The 22678-nt window shown below is 45.3% G+C and carries 19 protein-coding genes; 5 read left to right on the forward strand and 14 right to left on the reverse strand.

Annotated elements, in window-relative coordinates; genetic code table 11:
* A partial coding sequence (locus tag RIE73_RS35405) for a PD-(D/E)XK nuclease family transposase (protein ID WP_446405622.1) occupies window positions 1-682 on the forward strand: 682 nt, incomplete at its 5' end.
* Window positions 679-1503 carry a PhzF family phenazine biosynthesis protein gene (locus RIE73_RS35410; protein WP_446405623.1) on the forward strand — a complete coding sequence of 275 codons (825 nt, stop codon included), beginning with the start codon at window positions 679-681 and terminating at the stop codon, window positions 1501-1503. The genes RIE73_RS35405 and RIE73_RS35410, both read left to right, overlap by 4 nt.
* 59 nt (window positions 1504-1562) lie before the next feature.
* Here RIE73_RS35410 and RIE73_RS35415 read toward each other — a convergent pair whose 3' ends face one another.
* The 5 genes from RIE73_RS35415 to RIE73_RS35435 form a co-directional block, all read right to left on the reverse strand.
* Window positions 1563-1850 (reverse strand): DUF1830 domain-containing protein, encoded by a 288-nt coding sequence (locus tag RIE73_RS35415; RefSeq protein WP_446405624.1) that lies wholly within the window; start codon window positions 1848-1850, stop codon window positions 1563-1565.
* Window positions 1851-1878: 28 nt separating this feature from the next.
* Complete coding sequence (locus RIE73_RS35420) at window positions 1879-2076, reverse strand: hypothetical protein (protein ID WP_446405625.1); 198 nt, start codon at window positions 2074-2076, stop codon at window positions 1879-1881.
* A 73-nt stretch (window positions 2077-2149) separates the two neighbouring features.
* Window positions 2150-2479: a hypothetical protein gene (locus RIE73_RS35425; protein WP_446405626.1), complete on the reverse strand. Its 330-nt coding sequence runs from the start codon at window positions 2477-2479 to the stop codon at window positions 2150-2152.
* 329 nt (window positions 2480-2808) lie between these two features.
* Window positions 2809-3057 (reverse strand): DUF1816 domain-containing protein, encoded by a 249-nt coding sequence (locus RIE73_RS35430; protein WP_446405627.1) that lies wholly within the window; start codon window positions 3055-3057, stop codon window positions 2809-2811.
* A 48-nt stretch (window positions 3058-3105) separates the two neighbouring features.
* Window positions 3106-3372, reverse strand: coding sequence for a hypothetical protein (locus RIE73_RS35435; protein WP_446405628.1), 267 nt, complete (start codon window positions 3370-3372; stop codon window positions 3106-3108).
* Between the two features lie 553 nt (window positions 3373-3925).
* Between RIE73_RS35435 and RIE73_RS35440 the strand changes: the two genes are divergently transcribed.
* Complete coding sequence (locus tag RIE73_RS35440) at window positions 3926-6304, forward strand: NACHT C-terminal helical domain 2-containing protein (RefSeq protein ID WP_446405629.1); 2379 nt, start codon at window positions 3926-3928, stop codon at window positions 6302-6304.
* 110 nt (window positions 6305-6414) lie between these two features.
* Here the strand turns inward: RIE73_RS35440 and RIE73_RS35445 are convergent, their stop codons facing one another.
* The gene (locus RIE73_RS35445) at window positions 6415-7071 is read right to left on the reverse strand and encodes a DUF4276 family protein (RefSeq protein ID WP_446405630.1); all 657 of its coding nucleotides are present in this window, start codon (window positions 7069-7071) and stop codon (window positions 6415-6417) included.
* The gene (locus RIE73_RS35450; RefSeq protein WP_446405631.1) at window positions 7068-8255 is read right to left on the reverse strand and encodes an AAA family ATPase; all 1188 of its coding nucleotides are present in this window, start codon (window positions 8253-8255) and stop codon (window positions 7068-7070) included. Before RIE73_RS35450 ends, RIE73_RS35445 begins: the two co-directional genes overlap by 4 nt.
* A 21-nt stretch (window positions 8256-8276) precedes the next feature.
* Between RIE73_RS35450 and RIE73_RS35455 the strand changes: the two genes are divergently transcribed.
* Window positions 8277-8570, forward strand: a complete 294-nt coding sequence (locus RIE73_RS35455; protein WP_446405632.1) for a hypothetical protein — start codon at window positions 8277-8279, stop codon at window positions 8568-8570.
* Here the strand turns inward: RIE73_RS35455 and RIE73_RS35460 are convergent.
* The 5 genes from RIE73_RS35460 to RIE73_RS35480 form a co-directional block, all read right to left on the reverse strand.
* Window positions 8556-10916, reverse strand: coding sequence for a DUF5682 family protein (locus RIE73_RS35460; protein WP_446405633.1), 2361 nt, complete (start codon window positions 10914-10916; stop codon window positions 8556-8558). The genes RIE73_RS35455 and RIE73_RS35460 overlap by 15 nt on opposite strands.
* A 593-nt stretch (window positions 10917-11509) precedes the next feature.
* Entirely contained in the window at window positions 11510-13246 is a 1737-nt protein-coding gene (locus RIE73_RS35465) for a hydrogenase maturation protein (RefSeq protein WP_446405634.1), read from the reverse strand.
* Between the two features lie 77 nt (window positions 13247-13323).
* Window positions 13324-16017: an MHYT domain-containing protein gene (locus RIE73_RS35470; RefSeq protein ID WP_446405635.1), complete on the reverse strand. Its 2694-nt coding sequence runs from the start codon at window positions 16015-16017 to the stop codon at window positions 13324-13326.
* Window positions 16018-17486: 1469 nt separating this feature from the next.
* Entirely contained in the window at window positions 17487-17918 is a 432-nt protein-coding gene (locus RIE73_RS35475) for an FHA domain-containing protein (RefSeq protein ID WP_446405636.1), read from the reverse strand.
* A 66-nt stretch (window positions 17919-17984) separates the two neighbouring features.
* Window positions 17985-19091, reverse strand: a complete 1107-nt coding sequence (locus RIE73_RS35480) for an ATP-binding protein (RefSeq protein WP_446405637.1) — start codon at window positions 19089-19091, stop codon at window positions 17985-17987.
* A 289-nt stretch (window positions 19092-19380) separates the two neighbouring features.
* Here RIE73_RS35480 and RIE73_RS35485 point away from each other — a divergent pair, with 289 nt between their 5' ends.
* Window positions 19381-20397, forward strand: a complete 1017-nt coding sequence (locus RIE73_RS35485; RefSeq protein ID WP_446405638.1) for an Rpn family recombination-promoting nuclease/putative transposase — start codon at window positions 19381-19383, stop codon at window positions 20395-20397.
* 156 nt (window positions 20398-20553) lie between these two features.
* On the opposite strand, the gene RIE73_RS35490 is transcribed toward RIE73_RS35485, so the two are convergent.
* Both RIE73_RS35490 and RIE73_RS35495 read right to left on the reverse strand, forming a co-directional pair.
* Window positions 20554-22089 (reverse strand): DUF5691 domain-containing protein, encoded by a 1536-nt coding sequence (locus tag RIE73_RS35490; protein WP_446405639.1) that lies wholly within the window; start codon window positions 22087-22089, stop codon window positions 20554-20556.
* A 90-nt stretch (window positions 22090-22179) separates the two neighbouring features.
* Window positions 22180-22608: a hypothetical protein gene (locus tag RIE73_RS35495; protein ID WP_446405640.1), complete on the reverse strand. Its 429-nt coding sequence runs from the start codon at window positions 22606-22608 to the stop codon at window positions 22180-22182.
* Window positions 22609-22678 lie beyond the last annotated feature (70 nt).

A 22678-nucleotide genomic window follows, 5' to 3' on the forward strand; every position in this document is an offset into this window, starting at 1 on the left:
TTATTTTCATCGGATGCTCTATGGCACATCCAGATTAATTACCGACTTTCTGGAAAAAGGAGAACCTTACGGCAACGTCAAGAAAGTCTATTCAGTGAATATCGTCTACTTTTCGCTGGGACAGGGAGATGATTATATTTACCACGGAAAATTCGATTTTTGTGGTCTTCATTTAGAGGAGCGGTTGGGTCTATTAATCAAGCAACGGAAACTGTTTAATATCCAAGATGTCTATGAGGTTTTTCCAGAGTATTATGTGATTAAAGTCAACAACTTTAACGAGGTAGCGAAGGATACCCTAGATGAATGGATATATTTCTTGAAAAAGAGCCAAATCAAAGATGAGTTTACTGCCCAAGGTTTAGCGGAAGCGAAGGAAAACTTACTCGTCGATAGTTTGAGTGAAGCAGAAAGAGCCAACTACCTAAGATTTATGGAGAATCGACGCTACGAAATTAGCCTAATCGAAAGTTCACGCTCAGAGGGAAGATTAGAGGGTTTAGAAGAGGGCATGGAGAAAGGGATGAAAGAGGGTATGGAGCAAGGTATCCAAGAGGGTATGGAGCAAGGCAAACAGCAGGAAAAGACTAACATAGCCAGAATCTTAAAACAACAAGGGACTGATCTTGATACCATCACAGCAGCAACCGGACTGACTAGGGAAGAGATTGAGAAACTATGAACCAGCCAATCATTCAAGTTGATGCCTTCACCTGCACTCCATTTACGGGTAATCCAGCCGCTGTCTGTGTTTTGTCAACTCCCCAACCGGATAGCTGGATGCAGAATGTAGCACAGGAAATGAATCTGTCCGAAACCGCCTTTTTAGTGCAGCAAGAGGATGGGTTTAATCTGCGTTGGTTTACCCCGACAGTAGAAGTTCCCCTTTGTGGTCATGCTACCTTAGCTAGCGCCCATGTTTTGTGGTCAGAGGGTCATCTGTCCCCGGAGAAACCCGCTCATTTTTATACCAAAAGCGGGATACTCATCGCCCAGCGTCAGGGTGAATGGATTGAGTTAGACTTCCCGGTGAATCATTCCCAACCTACAACCGCCCCCCCAAACCTTGCGTTAGCGTTAGGTGTACCGATTCAGTCCGTTTGGCAGAATTCTTTGGGCTATTTAGTGGAAGTGGAATCGGAAGAGATGGTGCGACATCTACAGCCCAATTTTGGTTTACTCAAAACTTTACCGATATCTGATGTTATTGTTACCAGTCAGACTGATTCGGGTTCAGAGTATGATTTTGTTTCTCGTTTCTTTGCACCGGGCTTAGGAATTGACGAAGATCCGGTGACGGGTGCTGCCCATTGTTGTCTAGCACCGTTCTGGCGCGATCGCATCAGTAAAGATGAGTTCTTAGCCTATCAAGCCTCCCATCGAGGCGGGGTAGTCAAGGTACGTTATACCGGGAGCGTTGGCGGAGCCTGTTCCGAAGGAACGTATCGCGTCATTCTGGGCGGACAAGCGGTTACTGTGATGCGGGGGGAATTGACAGACTAATGCAGAATCAGTAGCGAGCAAGATGCTCGCACTACAAGTATTGCCTATTGCAAGAAAGCCTAGCGCGTAGCACTATATAAAGGAGAAGGCGTTTCTGCTTCCTGTTGCACTTGCAAAAAATCGCACAGAATCGTAGCCGCTAAATCCGCCACGCCAAATCTCTTTTTATAGACTTCTAAATGAGCGTAGGGAATTGCTTCAAACAGGAGGCGCTGTTGGGGGAATAGAATCCGCTCAAAGTACCAATTGGGAATATCGGTAATCCGAATGATCTGGATCTGTTTACTGGTATTTGTATAGTAGCAGAGAATTCGATTGGTGTATTTAGTCGGTAAGGAATTAAACATGGGAAGTGATACCACAGGAAGGAACTAATTATCGATGCATTAAGCCACAGTCCACCCCATTGAGGTGTTCAGCACAGGTGACAAAGGGGGAAATGGCTAAAGGACAAGCTTTCCATTTTCCCTGTACAGCCACGCCTAGCTGGTGACAGTAACCTCCCCAGCCTTTTTGGGGTTGATAGTGACCACAATGACGACAGATTGATACTGCATAGTTGATGGTTCTCATGATTTTATTAAAATGGGTTGATTAAAAAAGAATTCAATGAAAGTAGAAGGGAAAGAATAGTATTGCCTATTCCCTATTCCCTATTCCCGAAATTCAAACCGTGGTAGGTATCTGACAATAAACAATTCATGCCTTCACGAATATACGATTCCAGGTGTAATCGCATCTCCAACGAATAATAGGGAAACGTATGCTTTCTGCACAGTTTTTTGCCTTGTTTAACCGCAACAGCTTGGGGATCATTCGATAGTTTACACAAAACGTAGCATAGTAAGTCCTGGCGTAGGTTGGTACAGGTAAAAAAAATTCGGCAAAATTTGTTCGGATAAGCGTCTAAGGCATTTTCAATTTCTTCTTGAATGACTTTCAAGAGGCGGGTTTGGACTGGCACATTGTTGCTCATGGTTATAACGTCAAAGTCGATTCAGGTGTTTAGGTTGTAACACAAGTCAAGGATATCGATTCAGTCGTTGAACTTTAACCCCAAAATTGTCTTGACTAGACACAGCATTTCGTGTCTATAAGTAGTCAGACAAAATTAAGGTTAACGATGAAAATCGTCATACTCGCTTCCAAAAAAGAAGCAATCTACGTCTATGGGTTAATTAAAGAAAAAATGATTGGGTTATAAAAACAGTAAAAGGATACTGTCGTTTTAACCCGCTTACCTCATGTTTAAACAGGAATTAATGCCATAAATCCAGAGACAAATGACTCAGGTTTACCCCAATATCAAACCAGACTATCTTCAAAAATGGTTAGGGTGTGAGGCTGAAATTGTTTGATGGTTATGCTGATGGGTTGGGCGCTTTCTTCGAGAATATCTTGCAGATAACCGTGCTGGGATAATTCAGCGTCTTGGATTGTGCTAAAAGGACCAAAGTAGTAAACACACCAAGGATCATGGGTAATCACTTCCAGCCAATAGGCTAATCCCAGTTTGGACAAGATTTCTAAAGACTGTTCTGTTTTTAAGTTCATATCATGATTATCTCCCTCAATGTTATCAGACGGCTGGTTAACTAAAGGTTAACCCGTTTCGGCGACAAAATCCTCGATCGCCTCGTGTAAGGCTTGAGTCATCTGGTGTACCGAGTCTTGAATCATTTGCAGATACTCTAACTGTTGATCGTCGCTTAGGTGTCCCTGGGAGTCTTCCAGGAGTTTGAGAAAAATCTTGATCAGGAGCATCTGCTCTTCTAGCTCTTGGGAAATTTTATAGGTAAATCCATATTTTAAGTGACTCAAGTTAGTTTGGGGCGAGTCAGTGGGTCTTACCTGTTGCAAGAGTTCCATTTTATGAAAAACCTACCTTCTCATTTTTCAAAAGTTTGTAATCCTTATCTATTTCATAGACTACACGATCCCCGGAGTTCGTCAATGTTTTTGTTGATTTGAATTTGTATGATTTAAATCAGAAAGGTTTGTGTTTGTGCTTTTTTGCATAACTTAATTATTTGCTTATTTTTTTTAATGAATATAAAAAAATGATACTTTAGGTAAACTTATGCTAGGCTCTAGTTTGAGAAGCTTTATCCTAGTCTATAGGGTGATATATCAACATCGCGTTGAGATTTATGGTCAATATGTATAAGTTGGTATGATTTGGTGTGTTTTTTCTATATCACCTAAATCGGTAGCGCCAATCAGAGAACTGAATTGAGGTATCATCGACTACCAATTCAGTCATCCCAGTTGAGGAGAACTAGATTGGATGTTGAGATGCACCTTGTCGCGTCCATTCAACATCAACAAAGGGATTATTGTATAGCAGTGTTACCGTTTTGTCAGAACCTCCCCAACAGGATGCGATCGCGGCATCGGTGTTCGAGCAGGATGGAGGTGTAATATGGGTAAGCGATCGCTGTCGGCAAATGCACAGGGTATCATCCAAGCCAAAGAAGCCATGGCGCGGAAACAGTGGACTCATCAAGTGCTGGCGAAAAAGGTAGGCGTGAAGACTCGCCAATCCATCAGTAAATTTTTTGCGGGTCGTCCCGTTGAGCGACGGATTTTCATTGAGATTTGCCGACAACTGGATTTATCTTGGCAAGAGGTGGCGACTCAGGTTCCAGACGGGAGGCGATCCCAACCGATGCATCCTGCGGCAAATCAGCCTGTGGAACTCAACGCCTTAGTTGCAGAGGTTCGTGCTTGCTGCCAGAATCAGATTGAGACTCAATTGGATACTGTGCCGTTATGGGATGTGCCGAAACCGATTTCCTTAGCGGATATTTATATTGATGTGGAGGTTTGGCAAGATATCCCCAACCGATGCTGGTTCGACTTGGCAGATTGGCGGCGACATTTTCAGGTGAATCGGGAGAGGGGTTATGAGTTGAGTCCCGATGGAACCTCTCCGGAACGAGTGTTGGCAATGGCGGTATTGGCAAGACAAACCCACCTGATTATAGGGGGGAAACCGGGAACGGGTAAAACGACGTTTTTGCAGTATGTAGCGACTCAGTGTAATCACGGCAAATTTGCGGCGGATCGGGTGCCGATTTATATTGAATGGAGGGATTTGGTGCAAGATGCCAATACGCTGAGTTTGCTGGATTATATCTGCCAAGAGTTTCGCGATCGCGGTGTCTCTGGGGAAATGGTGAAAACCTTACTCCAAGCGGGAAAACTGCTGATTTTGCTAGATGGCTGGGATGAGGTATCCCCATCGAGGCGTTTTTCCCTCTTTAACAAACTGCGGTGGTTCTGTTATCGTTATCCTAAAAATCGCTATGTGATCACCTGTCGCACTGGGGTGGAATTGTATCGGTTTGGTCGATTTACTGAAGTGGAACTCGCCGATTGGACGTTGACTCAAATAGGCGATTTTGCCCAGAAGTACTTTGTGGCGGTGGCTGGTGCGAATTGGGAGAAGGGGTTAGCGAAAGCGGCTGAGTTTAGGGTACAACTGGAGTATCCGGAAAACCGGACGATTCAGGACATGGCGAGAACCCCTCTATTACTCAGTTTCATCTGTCATGTCTTCCAATCCCAAGCCCGTTTTCCGCGCCAACAGGCTAGACTTTATCAGGAAGGTTTGGATATTCTGCTCCAGAAATGGGATGATTGCAAAGGGGTTGAGCGAGATTCGGCTGAACAACCCTTGTCTTTGGTGAATCGGTTGAAGTTGTTGGATCAAGTGGCGTCTGTTACCTTTATCCAACAGCAGTATTGCTTTGCCCAATCTCAGGTGGAACATTATATTGGTGATTATCTGCAAACACTCCCGAATTATCAGGAGGTTGATCCGGTTGACTTACAGATACAGAGTCAAGGGATTTTAAAAGCGATTGAATGTCACCATGGAGTATTGGTGGAGCGATCGCGGCGAGTTTATTCCTTTGCGAATTGGAGTCTTCAGCAATACCTCACCGCTAGAGAGTTTACCACGAAAACGAATCAGAATCCTGATGCGATCGCGGAATTCGTGACGCACTTGACCGAACCATCCTGGCGAGAGGTGTTTTTATTCACTGTCACCCGATTGCGTCACCCTGAACAATTAATCCAAGCGATGAAACAAGGGGTGGATCAGTTATTGATACCGGATCAGCGATTAGGGCAATTCGTGAACTGGATAGATCATCGCTCCAAATCTAGTCCATTATCCCACAAGTCAGTCGCTGTGCGTGCCTTTGATTTTGCCCTGGCTTTAATTTTAGATCAAGGCTTAACCCAGACACTCAAGTCCTCTCGGCTTGAGCAACCGTTGGAACCGCCACCGTTGCAGCAATTACCCTCCTGCTTGTCCTTACCGCAAAAGTTAGACGCCAAATTTACAGTACCGGAAGCCTTAGCGTTTAAAATGAAGGATTATTTACCGCCAACGTCTTTACCGCCACCGTTATATCGGGCTTTAATCCTTAACGCTACCCTGGATTATAGTCTCAAGTTTAACCTCGCCCATAATCCTGAGCGTCTGGGTCTATTAGCGCGATCGCTCAACACTTTACTCGATCCGGTGTTTCAGTTTCAATCCAATGGGGAGAGGTTGAACTCGTGGTGGTTTAATCATCGTCACTCTTGGATCAAACGAGTTGGCTTTTTGATGGGACAACATGACCAAGGGGAACATGATTGGCAGTTTAGCAGAAACCAGAGGCGATCGCTGTGGGATTATTATGATGCGAATCAATTAGTGGTGGATTGTGTAACCATCGCTGATGATCTCAATACTCAGGTGCAGCAACAGATTGAGGACGAGTTGTTTTTGTATCGGGAATAAGTAGGTATTTCGGGAATAGGGAATAGGGAATAGGCAATGGGCAATAGGGAATGGGTAACAGTCAATTGTAGGGTGCGTTAGCGTAGCGTAACGCACCGATTTTCTAATTTTTAAAGTTGTTCTATAAATTTAACAAAGGGTTGAAAACATTGAGGACATCGTTCAACAATAGTCTGATAATCAATATTTTCTAATATCAAAGGTGCATCGACTGTTTTCTTATAGATTTTACCGTTATCTCTAAAAAGTTGTTCTACAACTCGGCTGGGTGGCAAATCATGATTCTGATCTTCTACAGGAATTTTCCAGGTCACTTCTAATGTATCAACCTCTAGTCGATTCGCTAGTTCTGATTCCGCCGCCAGAATTAAAGCTTCTAATTCATATTTAAGACAAAAAACTCGAAAACGCTCCTTTATCCGTTCATCGTCAATCCCTTTATTTCGTAAACCTTGAGCAAACTGATTCATTATCCCCCGTTCTAACTCTGGAACCGTTTCATGGGGAAATCCTTTATTTTTGGGATATAAATCGGGTAAAGCTATAACGATTGCACTTGGATCATTTTTGAGAATATTGACAGCCTTAATCGGAACCTTCGTCAGTAAATCTTTCTTAGCATCGCCACCTCGCGCATTATCACTTCCTTTAACCGGAAAAAATTCAATACCAATACCTTGTTGAGATTTAGCCGCAATCAGAGGTGTCAGCAATACTTCCAGTGCTGCTTTATCCGAAGCACCTTCTACATAAATAATCACCCTCATGGTAACCGTTCCAATTCATCACTTCGGTGCAGTTGCTCAATTTCTTCCCCGCCAAAATCCTCTAACATCTCTCTTAAAACCTGCGACTGACCGGGTTTAATAAACTTAGCTTCTCCATTTTCTTTGCGGAGAACCGCAATCTTAGCAATATCAAACTGGGTCAAAAAGTACGAGGAGTGAGTTGCCAAAATAATCTGAGTGCGTTCAGACGCTTTTTCAAATAAGCCAGCTAAAAGGGGTAAAGTTCGAGGATGAACCCCTTGATCCGGTTCATCAATACAAATTAAAGTGGGAGGATGAGGGTGTAAACACAGACATATCCAACAAATCAGACGCAGAATTCCATCAGATAAATCGGCAAGACTTAAATCGTGGTCAACGCCACCTTCTTGCCAAAAGGTAATTACTTCTCCGGGTCCCCCTCGTGCTTTTACAGTTAACCCTTTAAATCCAGGAACGACAAAATGCAAATGGTGTTGGAGTTCATCGAAGAGTGAGGGGTACTCAGTCAAAAAATAATGCAAGACTGAACTAAGATTTCCTCCATCTTCTCGCAGGATAGGGTCTTGCTCAATCGGTACAGATTTGCGAATTTTCTCATTCGCGATATTGAATGAACTGTAAAATCTCCAACTCCGAATATATTCGCTGAGTTGAAAGAGAATCACCATAGCTGGATTCGTCATGCTGCTGAGTGCAAGTTGATTGCGTTTTGAGGCGACCTCTTGTTTAATTTCGGTCTGTTTTAATCCTTTGTCAGGCTGTTGAACGATACCTCTATTTCCTTGAATATTCATAAATAAATACGGTTGATTGTATCGTTCATTCAAGGGTCTAGAGGTTTCGACACGCTCGTAAGCAATTTGGGTGCGACCAATGGGACCCATAAGTTCTCCTTGATAACGGATAGGAACTGAATGACCTATATCAATTTCAATGTCCCATTTAAATTTCTCTGAGCCGGGACGATGAAAAATTTGTTGACCCGTCGAACCGGGAATAATTTCCGGAGGAATTTCACTGTATATACTGTCTCGCAAAAATTTCAGGAATTCAAATAAACTGGATTTACCTGATCCATTCGCTCCCACCAGCACTTCTAAGCGTTCCAATGGAGCCGTAAACTCTCTAAACGGTCGATACCCTTGAATTGTTACTTCTGTTAATCGTGGATACGGCGTCATCTTATCACCTCTGTTCTGTCATTGGTCATTGGTCATTGGTCATTTGTCATTGGTCATTTGTCATTGGTCATTTGTCATTGGTCATTTGTCATTGGTCATTGGTCATTGGTCATTGGTCATTGGTCATTGGTCATTGGTCATTGGTCATTGGTCATTGGTCATTGGTCATTGGTCATTGGTCATTGGTCATTTGTCATTGGTCTAAAATTGTGGGATAGATTTGACGGTGAAATTGGGCGCACGTCGGTGCGCCCCTACGATGCTAATCCACCAATTAAGGTGTACCACGCCACTACCGACTTATCTAACACCTAACAATTGCGCCACAATCGGCAAAACCGCATTCGCGCGATCGCTATCCAATTCCTCTTCCCTTCTCCCCGGTGTCTCAACTGAGGTTCCCTGTGTCACTCGTTCCCCAATTTGACGGCGTTCAGCCGTAGAAAAGCTGGCAAAGGTACGACGTAATAAGGGTAATATCTCGGTAAAGGTTTCCCCTGGAAGCTGAATAATCCAATCATCGATAATTTGCCACAAGGTATGGTCATGTACGAGTAACAATCCACTCCCCTGTAAAAACCCTTCTATCCAAGCCGCCGCTTGCGGAGGTTCACTGGCGTGAGATAGAGCAAATTCTAACTGACGGGAGGCGTCATTTCCCTTAAATACCCCAGCATCCAGTAATAATCGACAACTTCGACCCGCGAGTAACCCATGCAGGTTGGCTTGATCTGCCAGTTGCAATAATACCTGTTGCCAGGATTGTTTATAGTCAGGATTATTTAACAGGGAAATCGCGTAATTCATTTGTTGGATACGCTGATCGATATGCCGCGCCGCTTGATCATCCAGAGAGGCACAAGCTAAGGGTAAACCCAGACAAATCCGAGTTACTAAGCCATCCACCACTGCGGTAATCATGCGGGTATCGGTTTGGCGCACTGTGCCATAGCGTAATACCTGCGCTAATGGGGGTAACGCTTCCATTAACTGGGCGACATCTCGATTCAGGGTGGCTTCAGTTTGCAGGCGATGCATCACTTCGGGTAACGCATCAGGTAAGTTTGCCAATAAAACAGTTTCGACTAACTGAGTCAGACTGGGTAGCGCTTGCGCCTGTTGTGCCTGATTTCGGGCATACGCCGTCGCTGCTGCATCAATCGTATTCCCCCAAATTCCGGCTTCAATCAGTTTCACCGCAAATTCTGGATGCCATTGCAGCCGCCATCCTTCTTTAAAGGTTCCTTTTCCCCTTGTCGATTGTCGTATCCCCCAAGGAATACCGAGTAAATTGAGACGATGGAGAAGATGCGATCGCGCTAAGTCATTTGTTTTGCGTAAATCGAGTTCATACTGTTTCTCGGTGGGATTAGCCCGGAGGCGTAAGCGTTTCTGCTGCTGTTGTAAATCTCGTTGTAAGGGAACCATGGGCGTATCATCGGGAACCTCTCCCAATCGTTCACCCACAATCAGTTGGTCTTGAATTAACCGCATCGGCAGATCAGAGCCAAAACATAGTACCGTTTGCGTCGCTTCATTTAACTCCGACAAACCCGGTAACGCGCGATCGCGCAATGCTGCCAAGGATTCGGCTAACCGTACCGTTTCAATAATATGGGCAGATGAGGCATCTAAATCTTCCTGACGCAACAACTGCGCCACCTTAATTAACCACCGAATCGCGATCGCAGAGTGTTGATGGTTGAGTTTTGATATGTGTCCTGACGTATCTGTAGGGGCGGGTTTAGGGACTTTCTGGTCGCGATTGATAGTAATGTTGGTACAAAACCCGCCCTGACTCAGGGTTGAATCAACTCCCTCATCTCCCCCATCTCCCCCATCCTGATAACAATCCCACAAATGACCATACCAACCCGGCGATTCAATCCCCGCCCCATAGCCACTCTTCAATGCCAGTCGCCCATAAGTCCAAGGTATCCAAGTGGCTTCCACTTTCGTTTTCGCCAATCCCTTAAGTAACGCATTATCCGCTTTCGCCGCAGGCATATCCACCAAAGCAGGAGCGTGCCATGCACCACAGACAACAGCAATGCGTTGAAATCCTTCTTTTTGCGCCGCCCGAATCTGTTTCCGCATATAGGCTTCCCGTTGCGCTTCCCTCGGATCATCTCTGGGGGGTACATCCTGACGCAACGCCGTCATTGCTTCTAAAATCGCTTCAAATACATCCGTACTCTCCTGGCGATGTTCAACTAACTGTTCCCACCAGCGTTCCCCATCACTATACCCAGCAATTCTTGCCAAATAACCCAACGGATCGTAGTAAATCTCATCCTCTTCCCCTGCTTCCCAGACGCGCCATGGCGCGTCTCTACATGCTCCCCCTGCCAACTGATGCACCAAGGGCAAATCCATAAACCGCACCGGAATCCCTTGAGTTAAGGCATAATTAATCCCTTGCCATTCTGGGGAAAAAATAGCAAAGGGATAATACACGGCTTTCTGGGGTTGGTCGGGTCGGTAAACTAATAACGCTACAGGCGGTTGCATCTGGGGATGAGTAACTAAAGAGAGCATCCCATCCCCATCCGGGGGACCTTCTACTAAAAGGATATCCGGGTTGAGATTGTGCAGAGCATGACAGAGCGATCGCGCACATCCGGGTCCATGATGACGTATGCCAAAGATATGGATACTCATTTCTCAGTCTGACTCCCCTGCATATAGCGTTGTTTTTGTCAAATCAGCCACGGATGGCGTTGCCAAAATTATGTCATTGAGATTGACGTGTAATATTTGTAGTGCTTGATCCTTAAAACTGCCCGATTGTTGGCATAATCGGCAATTGGAGGATTTTTTGACTCAATTTATCGATAAAAGCCAATAAAACTCCAACGTCTCATGGTTAATTTATCTTCACAAATCATACTACAGTCCCGGCACAACGGCAAGATCAGGGTTTCCAGTTGTTTTTTAGGTGTTCACATTCCTTAACAGAAAACGTATCATTTGCGTTACTTGACAGATTTAAAAGGCTAACCGACAGACTATAAAGTTTTACTTATACTGATACCCTTTCAAAACAGATCATAGGTGATACCTTCCTCTTGTAAGAAATCAACCCCTACCGACTGGGTTAAATCGGATTAGTTGGAAACCTTGTAGGGGCGCATAGACATGCGCCCTTACCAAATCACGATGAGCAAATAGACATACGCCCTTACCAAATCATGCCGAGCAAATAAACATGCGCCCTTACCAAATTACACCGAGCAAGCCGTAGATTAACTCTTTCATTGTGCAAAAATCAGCGAACATACCTTTTCAGAATCCGCCCTCTGACGATGAATTGCTAAATGACGCGGTGTCTGGGACGCCGTAACTTTATAGACAAAATTATACCGCTGTTGATGATAAGATTGGTCAGAATCATAGAAATTGCGTCTCATTTGAGCTAACTCCTCATGGCGATAAGCCGCTAAGGGTTTAAACCGTTCATCCCGTTGCCGTTGTTCCTGCTTCAGCGCTAATTGTTGCCCATAAGCGGGATGGTGAGCAAATTCTTCAGCGACGAATTGAATCTGCTGGCGAAAACTGTCAGGTTGATCCGCAAACGCCTGATCAATCAGTCCGATTTCCTGGGCGACTTGAGTCCCCATCGGCATACAAATATCCGTCAATTCCCGTGCTTTTTTAGAACCCACCCGCTTGGGGAGAGAATACCTCCAATATTCCGAACCATATAATCCCATGTGCTTATAATGCGAATTTAAAACAATCCCCCGACGGGCATAAACCTGATCTGCTGCTAACGCTAACATCACCCCACCAGCCGCCGCATTTCCCTGTAACCCTGCAATAACTAGATGACTATCCGTGGTGAGAATGGTATGAATTAAATCATTCATCGCGTTAATATTGCGCCACGACTCATCCGCCGAATTCTCCGCCGCTTCGATTATATTCAAATGAATTCCATTTGACCAGAAATCCTGTCCTCCCAGTAAGACAATCACTTTAGTTTTCTGGCTACGGGCATAAAGAAAAGCGTCGCGTAATCGTTGACAGTGATCCGTACTCATCGCCCCGTTATAGAAGTCAAAATGTAGGTAGCCGACCTGATTTTTTTCCTCATACCAGATGTCTTTATAGGTTTGACGATGAGGAGAAACTGTTAACGGGACATCGGATTCCGGTACGGTGGTTAATTCATCTGCCAATACCAAGGCTGCTGGTAATTTTAAGGATAAGCGATTCCGGGTTTTCGGTTTCAGATGAGAAATCCAAACCGCCCCACCAACCGTAGCGCGACAAATCGCCCCCTGGCGTTGGGCAATAATCTCCCCTGGCGTTCCGGTTAAGGTATCTTCAGGATGAGCGCCATAGAGATAATATTTTTTGCCATGAATCCAATCCAATAACCCCGGTTGACTATCGGCGGATCTGATTTTTTGGACAATAGTGGATGTGGAGTCCCTACACCAATCAATAGCTCGAAATCGCTGTTTCATATAAGGACGTAAACATCCCTGCACATCCGGTTTTGTATAATCTAAAGGTTCGGGCGTAAACGTTCCGGACTCAAACCGTTCCACTGTTTGTAGAATCGCCTGAATTGCGGCTTGAGTCAGTTGGCTGCGATACAAACAACTTTTACTCACCGACTGCATCGGAAAATTAACCGACGCCCAGATATCCCCCGCATCCATTTCTCCATTTGCCTGTAATGCCGTGACGCCCCAAGACTCAACCTTATTCGCGATCGCCCAATCCAAAGCTGAGGGTCCGCGATCGCCTTTTATGCCCGGATGGAGAATAATACAGATATGATGTCGCCAAATGGTTTCGGGAATCACCTGTTTCAGCATCGGCGCAATAATTAAATCCGGCTGATAGAGTTCCACGGCTTCTATCATCACCTCGTCATTTAAGCCTAATTCAATCGAAACCTGATCACCTCGATAGGCTAACTCCAGATGAGTACGCTGGGTTAAACTGTTGTAAGCTGTGGCTAAAAGTAATATCTTCATGGATGCAACTTCTGGATTCTATGGGTTTGAACGATGTCATGATCAATAATAAATAAATGACAAATGACCAATGACAATTAAACTTCACAAGGTTCCCGTAACTGCTTCGGGGATACTGAAGCACCAAGATTTCTACCTTGAGTTTGAGAAATGGGAATATCGATCCAAAACTCCGTCCCTTCGCCAAGTTGGGAGAAACACTGTAATGTACCCTGATGTTTTTCCACGACAATTTGATAACTAATCGACAACCCCAAACCCGTACCTTGACCTACAGGTTTAGTGGTGAAAAACGGGTCAAACAAATGACGTTTAACCTGATCAGGGATACCTGAACCCGTGTCTTGAATCCGAATCCGTACCTGATCCGTCTCTTCCAGCACCTCAGTGCTAATCGTGATTTGTAACGGCGGGGATTGATCATCCAGAGCATCAATCGCATTATCCAGGAGATTCATAAACACCTGATTTAATTGCCCCCCATAACACTCCACCTGGGGCAATTGACCATACTGTTTAATAATCTCAATCGGAGCATGATTCTCCTTGGCTTTGAGTCGATTACCCAAAATCAGCAACGTATTCTCAATTCCTTGATGGATATCCATTGGCTTCACATCCGCCTCATCCAAGCGGCAGAAATTCCGCAGAGATTTGACTAAATCTCGGATACGCACCGCCCCCATTTTCAGAGACCCTAAAAGTTTGGGAAAATCTTGGATCACAAACTCCAGATTCATTGCCTCAGCTTGTTCCTGAATAGCCGCCGGGGGTTCGGGATAATACTGCTGATAAAGCTTTAATAGCCGCAGCAAGTCTTGAGCATATTGATTAGCAGGTTTAATATTCCCATAGATAAACGACACCGGATTATTCAGTTCATGGGTAATCCCGGCAATCATTTGACCCAAGCTGGACATCTTTTCACTTTGAATCAATTGCGCCTGAGTTTGTTGTAACTTCTGCAAAGTTTGCTGCAATTCCTTCGCTTGCGCCGTCGCCGTGGTTGCGGTGCTATGGGCAGAAGCATAAAGTTGGGCTTGGTCGATCGCGATCGCCAGTTGATCGACAACCGCCGTCAGGAGTTCCACTTCACTCTGACTCCAGGTATGGGGTTCCCGATAATCGGTACAAACTAAAGCACCAATTTGACCCGAATTCGTTTTCAGGGGGAGAATCAGTTGAGCTGTAACCTGAGACCGAGTTAGGAGTTGTCGTTGAGCGGTATCCAAGTCCGGGTCTTTGGTGACATCATTAATCTGAATCATATCTAAATCCTGGATGGATTGGATCAAAGAGATGACTTCTGGATTCGAGTAGTACCCGACGCGACTGGGTAAACCCGATTTTCGCGCCTCATGAGTAATGGCGATACTGGGTTTTCCACCGTCTGGGGTACGCCAGAGGAATTGACAGCGATCGAGATTTAACAAGCTGCGAACCGAGAAAACAGCCGTATCCAGGATCGTATTCACGTCCAAAGAATTGCGAATCTCTCGCCCTAGATAATTGAGTAAGGCTTCCCGTTGGGCAAAGGAATGAGCTTCCTGTTCCGACGCTTGCAGTGCCTGAAACGTCTGCTTACAGTCGGTAATATCGTGATAGGTGAGGACAATCCCCGCCACACTCGGCAAACGCAACAGGTTATTGGCGATGACTTCAAACTCGCGCACCTCACCTGAAGCGTTAGGTAATCGCAATTCAACGGTTACATTACAGTTGGGGGAATCCAGGGCTTGGGTTAACAGACTATCAGCGATGGGATTATCGTCATTTAAGACAAATTCCCCGATGGTTTTACCTTGCCAATCCTCCGTGTCATACCCCAACACACGCGGTAAAGAGGGACTGGTATAGCGAATCATCCCCTCGCCTGTCACCACAGTGATGAAATCAGAAGCATTTTGCAGCAACGCCCGAAACCGTTCTTCACTTTGGCGCAAGGTTTCAGCTTTTGCCTTCTCCACATTCAGGCGTTGATCAAATAAGGAGACAATTAGGGGTAATGCTAAGATAAACAACGTCGCCACAGCGATAAATCGAGCCAGCCATAGGTTATCAATCATTGAAGATGAAGACAGCACAACGGAATCTGTCCCTTGGAAGCGAACCGCCGCCATGCCGATATAATGCATCCCCGAAATCGCCAAACCCATAACCATCGCACTCGCCAGCTTAGGTAAGATTCTCGCATCAGCCTGGATATGCCGTAGTTGAAACGCTAACCCTAAGGCAATAAAAGAGGCTGCGATCGCAACCGCTATTGAAACCGCCACCAGCGTCAGGTTATAATCGGCAACTGCTTCTAATTTCATTGCCATCATCCCCGTATAGTGCATCGCGGCAATCCCTAATCCCATAAACACACTACCTAATAGCAGTTGCAGCCACCTTATATGAGGACGAGAACCCAGCCACAACGCCACTCCAGAACCCAGAATTCCCACCAGCAGTGACACCCAGACACGAGAAAGGTCATAAGATATCGGAATTGGCAGGTTATACGCCAACATACCGATAAAATGCATTGACCAAATGCCAATCCCCATCGCCACCGCACCCCCAGCTAACCACAACTGGCGAGTCCGTCCTTTTGCCACAGTGACACGCCCCACCCGATCAAGTGCGGTGTAGGAGGCAATGATGGCAATAGCGATGGAAAGAAGAACGAGGTTGAAGTTATAGGTAGCCGTCATAGTTGTATCCGTGTGAGTTAGATTACGTTTTACCCGTTGGGATAGGTCTAAAATGTCGATGGCTTTAACAGCCATTAGTGGTGAAATGAATCCAACCACTAGAGAGTTGAATCACTGCTGTTAGTGCAGTAGGGTTTCAAGTTACTCACCCACACCAATCGCCCCTGCTTTTTTGCCTAAGCCGAGGGAGTCATATCATGTCCGGTGGAATACTTACACTATCGGTTGAGACAAGGCAGAAGGCAGAAGGCAGAAGGCAGAAGGGCTCCAAGGGAAGGAGGAAGGTTGCAAGGTACAAGGGAATAATGACTGTTTGGACGGACATGATATCACTACAGGTTTGCTGCTTAAGTTATGCCTACAATCTCACGTTGAACCCCAAAATCTATCCTCATCCTGGCTATCTGTTTGATTCAGTTTGACATAACTCAGTTTAGAGACGATGGGGATAGCTATTCAGGAAAACTGACTATGCTTAACTGTAAGAAAAACAACCCGTTCTTGTCATGACTCTTAGGATTTAGATGAGACTGTATCTGAAGGCGTAAAGTAACCGTTACCTATATACATAAGGACAGGGTTAAGCTGTTGTGCATTTAAACTTCATATTATTCAGTTAGGAAAAATAGGGGCTGTAGGGGCGAGTCGCTGCATATCGTTACGGGGAAATCCATTAATTATCTCGACTCGCCCCACTATCGTTACCGGGAAATCCATTATTTCGTTGAGGAATTCTCATCGTTAGTTCACCCGTTGGCACGAATAACGTGGTGGGTTACGGCGAAGCGCCAATTAAAGGGTTTGTGTTGTGAATTAATTACCGCCTAACCCACCCTACTGGACTGACACAGCTAAAATTGTGAAATAGATTTGTTTGGTAGTGAGGGCTTTAGCCCTCTCTAGCTATGCGTTAAAGCACTCTTCGTGCTTACTACAAACAAAGCCCTATTTTAGGTGTGCCACGCCGCTACGAATTACGGTTAATATGGGTCTATAGGACGGCACATTTTCCCATGATATAAAAGTACCTAAAATCTCTCGCAAAGTCAAGGGCTAATTCGTTTTTTTTAGCGTCAATAGTTCTGATTTTGGCTTTTAACGCATACAACCTTATCCTTGTCAAGTCTGCGACAGAAGCCGTTGGCAAAATTAGGTCATTGAGGGGTAAATGTAGTATTTTTGTTGTCTGACCTGAGGACTGTCAGATATAACCAATAGTTAGGGTTTGAAGCGACAGCTAGACACAAATACCTGAAAAAAGTCAATAAAAACCCAAATTATCTTAAGCCAACCGAAAATCTGATCGTACTACATTCGCCACCTCACGGCAAGATCAGGGTTGCCAGGTGTTTACTTTACTTAACATTGTCAGGAAAAATCGAATAAACTTGAGAACATTAAAACCGACCCCTTATGTCCAAAAGGTTTGACTTATTTAAACTGAGATTAACTTCTGCAAATAGTCCTCCAACGCTGACCAATGACCAATGACCAATGACCAATGACCAATGACCAATGACCAATGACCAATGACCAATGACGAGTTAACCCTCCCCCTGATCCCGACGCACTCGGTAGTAAATCGCCTTCACATTAGGACCAAAGACAATCTCCTCTTCATTTTGCAGCTCATAGCTTTGGTGCTTTTGACCATTAATTAACAAGCCATTAGAACTTAACTTCCCTTTGAGATTGCCATCAACAATGCGATAGGCATCATGCCCATCCTCACCCTCTACTCGCATTAACGTGGCGTGGTGACGGGAGACAAACTGTGAGAACAGACGAATATCACAATCATGGTCTCTGCCAATGGAATAGAGTTCACCGTCTAGGACAAACCGATGTCGTCCTCGGTCATCTTGAACAATGAGAACATGTCCCTCCGGAAAATCGGACGTATCAGAACTTACCGCATCGGTAGATGAGTGATCCGATGAGGGTGGAGAATCTGGAGAAGGTTCAATGGGCAACATCTCACTTATACTCAAGCACGACAGATCATGGTAGCGACAGGAGTCGCCAACTGGAACAACTTGATCCTAAGAACCGACATCTCGGCAAGCGCGATACAGGTCTGTCCAGCCTTTGCGTTCTTTGACCACGGTTTCGAGATACTCGTTCCACACTAACGTATCTTGGATCGGATCTTTCACCACAGCACCCACCAATCCAGAGGCAATATCCTCAGCGCTGAGGTGTCCATCGCCAAAATGGGCGGCTAGGGCTAACCCACTATTCACCACCGAAATTGCCTCGGCTGTACTCAGGGTACTACTGGGAGATTTTAGTTGAGTTTTACCATCGTCGCTGATACCGCTACGCAGTTCGCGGAAAATCGTCACCACCCGGCGGACTTCGGTTAAAGCGGGGGCTTGCACTGGGAGTTCTAAAGCACGTCCTAAGCTTGCGACTCGTTGTTGAACAATCTCGACTTCCTCATCAATGGTTTTAGGTAATGGTAAGACAACAGTATTAAAGCGGCGTTTCAGGGCGCTAGACAAGTCATTGACCCCCTTGTCGCGATTATTCGCTGTGGCGATAATATTAAAGCCTTTAATCGCTTGCACCTCATCTCCCAATTCTGGAATTGGTAGCGTTTTTTCTGAGAGAAGGGTAATTAAGGTATCTTGGACATCTGCCGGAATCCGAGTTAATTCTTCCACACGGGCAATTTTCCCCGCTTCCATCGCCACCATCAACGGACTCGCCACTAACGCTTCCATCGAAGGACCGTCTGCCAGTAAACGGGCATAGTTCCACCCATAGCGAATCGCCTCTTCACTGGTTCCGGCTGTACCTTGAATCAGTAAGGTTGAATCCCCGGAAATGGCGGCGGCTAAATGTTCTGATACCCAAGACTTCGCCGTTCCCGGAACCCCCATCAGCAATAAGGCGCGGTCGGTGGTGAGGGTAGCTACAGCTATTTCAATCAGTCTGCGATCGCCGATATACTTGGGCGATACCACAAACCCGTTCTCTAGTGTACCTCCCAATAGATACGTTGTGACTGCCCAAGGGGATAAATTCCAGTTCGGTGGGCGCTGGCGTTGATCCGCTTTTGCTAATTCCGCCAACTCTTCGGCAAACTGTTGTTCGGCATGTTCTCGTAATAAAAAGTTTTGAGTGTTTAGCTTTGAACGATTCACAGTTGTTTGTCCTGTTTATCCTGAAAAAGGAGCTTCCGTACCTGCTATACTAAACTAACTTTCTCCCAATTTATCTCAATTCGTTAGATTTAGTCCTTCTGTATAGACACCAGTCAGTCGGTAGGTACAATAAAAGTTAACAGTGGAGTCGTCATTCGTCCTTTGTCATACTCGCTCCCTTGAGAAGCAAGCTACGTTCTTTGTAAGGGTTTGAGGACTATTTCCAAAACGTAGTACAGCCTACATTTACGTCCAGGTACTTAGAAAGACTTTAAACCAGGAATAAATTATGACTAAGAGTAAATTTATTAGCCCAAAAATAGATTATGCTTTCAAAAAAATATTTGGCTCAGATCAAAGTGAAGACATTCTCATCAGCTTTTTAAATGCAATTGTCTACAATGGGGAAAGTGTCATTTCTAGCTTAACCATTGTCAACCCTTACAATCCCGGTCAAGTCGAAACCTTAAAAGATAGTTACTTGGATATCAGGGCTGTTCTAAATAATGGAGAAATTGTCCTGATTGAAATGCAGGTCGCCCGGATAGCTGCTTTTCATAAGCGAGTGACCTACAATCTCTGCAAAGCTTATGCTAATCAGTTGACATCAGGAGACTATTACCTGGAGATTACGCCAGTTATTGCCGTGACAATCACCGATTTTATTCTGTTCAAAGAAAGCCATAAATGTATTCATCATTTTGTGTTCAAAGACCAAGAAAGCTTATCGGACTATCCTGAACATGAATTGCAGCTAATTTTTGTAGAATTACCGAGATTTGTGAAAAAATTGCCAGAGTTACAGACCTTGGCAGAGAAATGGATTTATTTTATGACGCAAGCTCAAGACTTAGAAGAAATTCCAGAAAGTTTGGCAGAAGTTACAGCAATAGAAAAAGCGTTAACGATAGCCAATCAAGCGAACCTGACACCAGCAGAAGCTGAGGAAGTCAGTCGTCGAGCCATGCAGTTGCGAGATGAGATAGGACGCATCAAATATGCTACCGAAGAAGCACGGGAGGAGGCGCGGGAAGAAGGTCGTCAAGAAGGTCGTCAAGAAGGTCGTCAAGAAGGTCGTCAAGAAGGTCGTCAAGAAGGTCGTCAAGAAGGTCGTCAAGAAGGTCGCATTACAGAAGCACGCGCTTTAGTCCTGCGTCTGCTGAACAAGCGGTTTCCAGACAATACAGCGGAACTCAATAACTTAGTAGAAGGTTTGTCTTTGTCTGCTTTAGAAGAGTTAAGCGATGCTATGTTTGAGTTGAATAATTGGGATGATTTGTTAACTTTATTGGCAGATATAAACTAATAAGTAGGTGGACACAATTAAAGTTAACGGTTGAGATTAGGGAACAGGGAATAGGGAACAGGGAACAGTAAGGGTTTGAGGCTGATTTACTTGCACTGGCTCCGGAGCGTGCCGTTTTCTTTTGTCCGACTACTTAAACCAAGAAACTGTTGACGCTCAAATTTCTCTGCCCATTTCATAGCGTAAACTCAAAACTGCCAATACTTCATCAATCACCTCCGTCCAATAGGAGGCTAAAGCTAACCGTTCCGGTACAATATTGCTGAAACGGGTCGAAAGTTCGGGTACAATATCAGGACTCATAAAATAGGCAAACTCTTTTAGTCCAGTAGACAGCGACCAATCGTAAGGATTATCCGTCTTCTTCAGATAGCGGCGCACACCGTCTAAAACGATACCTGTCAGTTCGGTACTCCAAGGAACATGGCAATGGGTTAATAAACTAAACGCCGGATGTTGGCTATTAAAGGGAACCTTACTAGATGGGAATAAATTCAGGAAAAAACTATCTCTTTGTTCAAAGGATAGAACATTAATTAATCCAGAAATTAATGGATTCTGCGGGATTAAATAGCCCTTAAACACACCATGGCACGACAGTAAACTCTCTGCCCAGTCTGGATTCCGTTGGCGTATCGCCGCTACCGCCCACCCTTCAACCAAGGAATGATCCCACTCACTCCGCTTCGCGGCTTGTATCCATTCAATCGGGGATTCTTCCTGAAGTTCTGACCACAGAGAAAGGGGAGTCGCGGCGACGATTTGCAAAATCATCCAGGCTTTATTGCCTAATAACTGAGGTGGCTGTTTGCTATCAATCCCATCTCTAGTTATCTCTTGGTCATGATTATCAGGGAGGATAAAATCCAGGTGTAAACGGTTACGTTTGCGCCGAAATGTGATAGCCGATTGGATGCGTTGCTTCATCCGCTGACATAAACCCGATTCCGGTAACTGTGCCAATAAATTAGCCGCTTGATGTCGCACCTCTTGGCGGCGGTCATCCAGTGCCATCTCTAAAAATGGCTCATCCTCCAGGTTTAAGCCAATTTGCAGGGTGTCTAACAAGGCGATTCTGCTATCTGATGATTCTTGTTGCCACACAGTTACAAGTCGTTCCCGTGCTGAGGCTGGATGTTCACGCCGTAGATGGTGTAATAGAAGTCGGCGGGCGTCTAGACTTCCGCTTGTCCAAGTTTGTTCGACATCCTCCTCTCCCAGATAATTCCAATCCGGATTCTGGGCGGCTAACCACCGTCCCCGTTGACCTAAAACCGGGAGAATGGCGGGGCGTAACTGGGGTGAAGTGCGTCCAATTTCGAGTAACTCTGGTAAACAATAATCGGGGACACGGTATCCGGCTGTAGCGGCGGCGGTTAACCATTCCGGTAAGAGTTTTACCCGGTCTTTTTGTAGCATTAATTTCAGATAGTGGGCGGCGCGGGGACTACAGGGAGGTTTATCCTCAGGTGGACAGGGTTGGGGTAAAGGTTGGTTATCGGTAATTGGGCGTTGTCCGGCGCGGTGATAGAGAGAAATTGCCCCAGCCGCGCTGAGTAATGTGGCTTCTGGGTCAGTCGGATTCAGTTGGGATAAAAGTTGTCCCAGTTGATTTGTTGCTGGAGTCAGGGTGAGAGTCCGTCTCTCTGTGCCAACTAAGGCGGTGGTGATTACGTCTTGCCAGAGACTCATTGAGGCTTTACCGAAGATAGGATGCTAAATCGATTTTAAGGATCGACTTCCTCCTCAGTAAAACAAGCCGCCAGCGGAAGCGATCGCACTCTAACACAAGCTTGGCGGGAACATTCTCGCAATAGCGTTCCATTCCTCCACTAGCGCTGTCTCTCCTGGTCTTATCTTGCGCCTGTTCAACTCCGGGTGACGGGCATAGAATACCACATCTGTTAGTGCTGTAACTGTTTCCCCGTAATCCTCCACTTCATAGCCATAGGTTCCGGGTTCTGCGTAGCAGTAAGGTAATTCCATCCAAACAAGCCTGTCTCTCAAAACCTCTCGAATAGCCAACCACTCTTTTTTGTACTGAGTTTGATGAGGCTGGATACTCCTGTTCAACATTTCTGGGTGAACATTCCAAAAATATGAGTCAGTGGACTGGTCTAGTACAGACGTAGGAACGGACGCAAGTGCTTGACTACCGAAAACAACTGAGGCGGCAATAATGGATAAACCGAGAGATTTTATTTTGAGCATTTTACTGGGTTCTGGAGTTTAGACTAAATTTCAAACGAAACCGAAATTAGGACTATAACTTGGTACTGGC

The organism is Coleofasciculus sp. C1-SOL-03 (genome assembly GCF_040220555.1).
Classification (GTDB): Bacteria; Cyanobacteriota; Cyanobacteriia; order Cyanobacteriales; family Coleofasciculaceae; genus Coleofasciculus.

What these genes read in the sequence shown, in the direction of transcription:
- RIE73_RS35410 (WP_446405623.1), top strand. Translation starts at nt 679, where the DNA reads ATGAACCAGCCAATCATTCAAGTTGATGCCTTCACCTGCACTCCATTT.
- RIE73_RS35415 (WP_446405624.1), bottom strand. Translation starts at nt 1,850, where the DNA reads ATGTTTAATTCCTTACCGACTAAATACACCAATCGAATTCTCTGCTAC.
- RIE73_RS35420 (WP_446405625.1), bottom strand. Translation starts at nt 2,076, where the DNA reads ATGAGAACCATCAACTATGCAGTATCAATCTGTCGTCATTGTGGTCAC.
- RIE73_RS35425 (WP_446405626.1), bottom strand. Translation starts at nt 2,479, where the DNA reads ATGAGCAACAATGTGCCAGTCCAAACCCGCCTCTTGAAAGTCATTCAA.
- RIE73_RS35430 (WP_446405627.1), bottom strand. Translation starts at nt 3,057, where the DNA reads ATGAACTTAAAAACAGAACAGTCTTTAGAAATCTTGTCCAAACTGGGA.
- RIE73_RS35435 (WP_446405628.1), bottom strand. Translation starts at nt 3,372, where the DNA reads ATGGAACTCTTGCAACAGGTAAGACCCACTGACTCGCCCCAAACTAAC.
- RIE73_RS35440 (WP_446405629.1), top strand. Translation starts at nt 3,926, where the DNA reads ATGGGTAAGCGATCGCTGTCGGCAAATGCACAGGGTATCATCCAAGCC.
- RIE73_RS35445 (WP_446405630.1), bottom strand. Translation starts at nt 7,071, where the DNA reads ATGAGGGTGATTATTTATGTAGAAGGTGCTTCGGATAAAGCAGCACTG.
- RIE73_RS35450 (WP_446405631.1), bottom strand. Translation starts at nt 8,255, where the DNA reads ATGACGCCGTATCCACGATTAACAGAAGTAACAATTCAAGGGTATCGA.
- RIE73_RS35460 (WP_446405633.1), bottom strand. Translation starts at nt 10,916, where the DNA reads ATGAGTATCCATATCTTTGGCATACGTCATCATGGACCCGGATGTGCG.
- RIE73_RS35465 (WP_446405634.1), bottom strand. Translation starts at nt 13,246, where the DNA reads ATGAAGATATTACTTTTAGCCACAGCTTACAACAGTTTAACCCAGCGT.
- RIE73_RS35470 (WP_446405635.1), bottom strand. Translation starts at nt 16,017, where the DNA reads ATGGCTGTTAAAGCCATCGACATTTTAGACCTATCCCAACGGGTAAAA.
- RIE73_RS35475 (WP_446405636.1), bottom strand. Translation starts at nt 17,918, where the DNA reads ATGTTGCCCATTGAACCTTCTCCAGATTCTCCACCCTCATCGGATCAC.
- RIE73_RS35485 (WP_446405638.1), top strand. Translation starts at nt 19,381, where the DNA reads ATGACTAAGAGTAAATTTATTAGCCCAAAAATAGATTATGCTTTCAAA.
- RIE73_RS35490 (WP_446405639.1), bottom strand. Translation starts at nt 22,089, where the DNA reads ATGAGTCTCTGGCAAGACGTAATCACCACCGCCTTAGTTGGCACAGAG.
- RIE73_RS35495 (WP_446405640.1), bottom strand. Translation starts at nt 22,608, where the DNA reads ATGCTCAAAATAAAATCTCTCGGTTTATCCATTATTGCCGCCTCAGTT.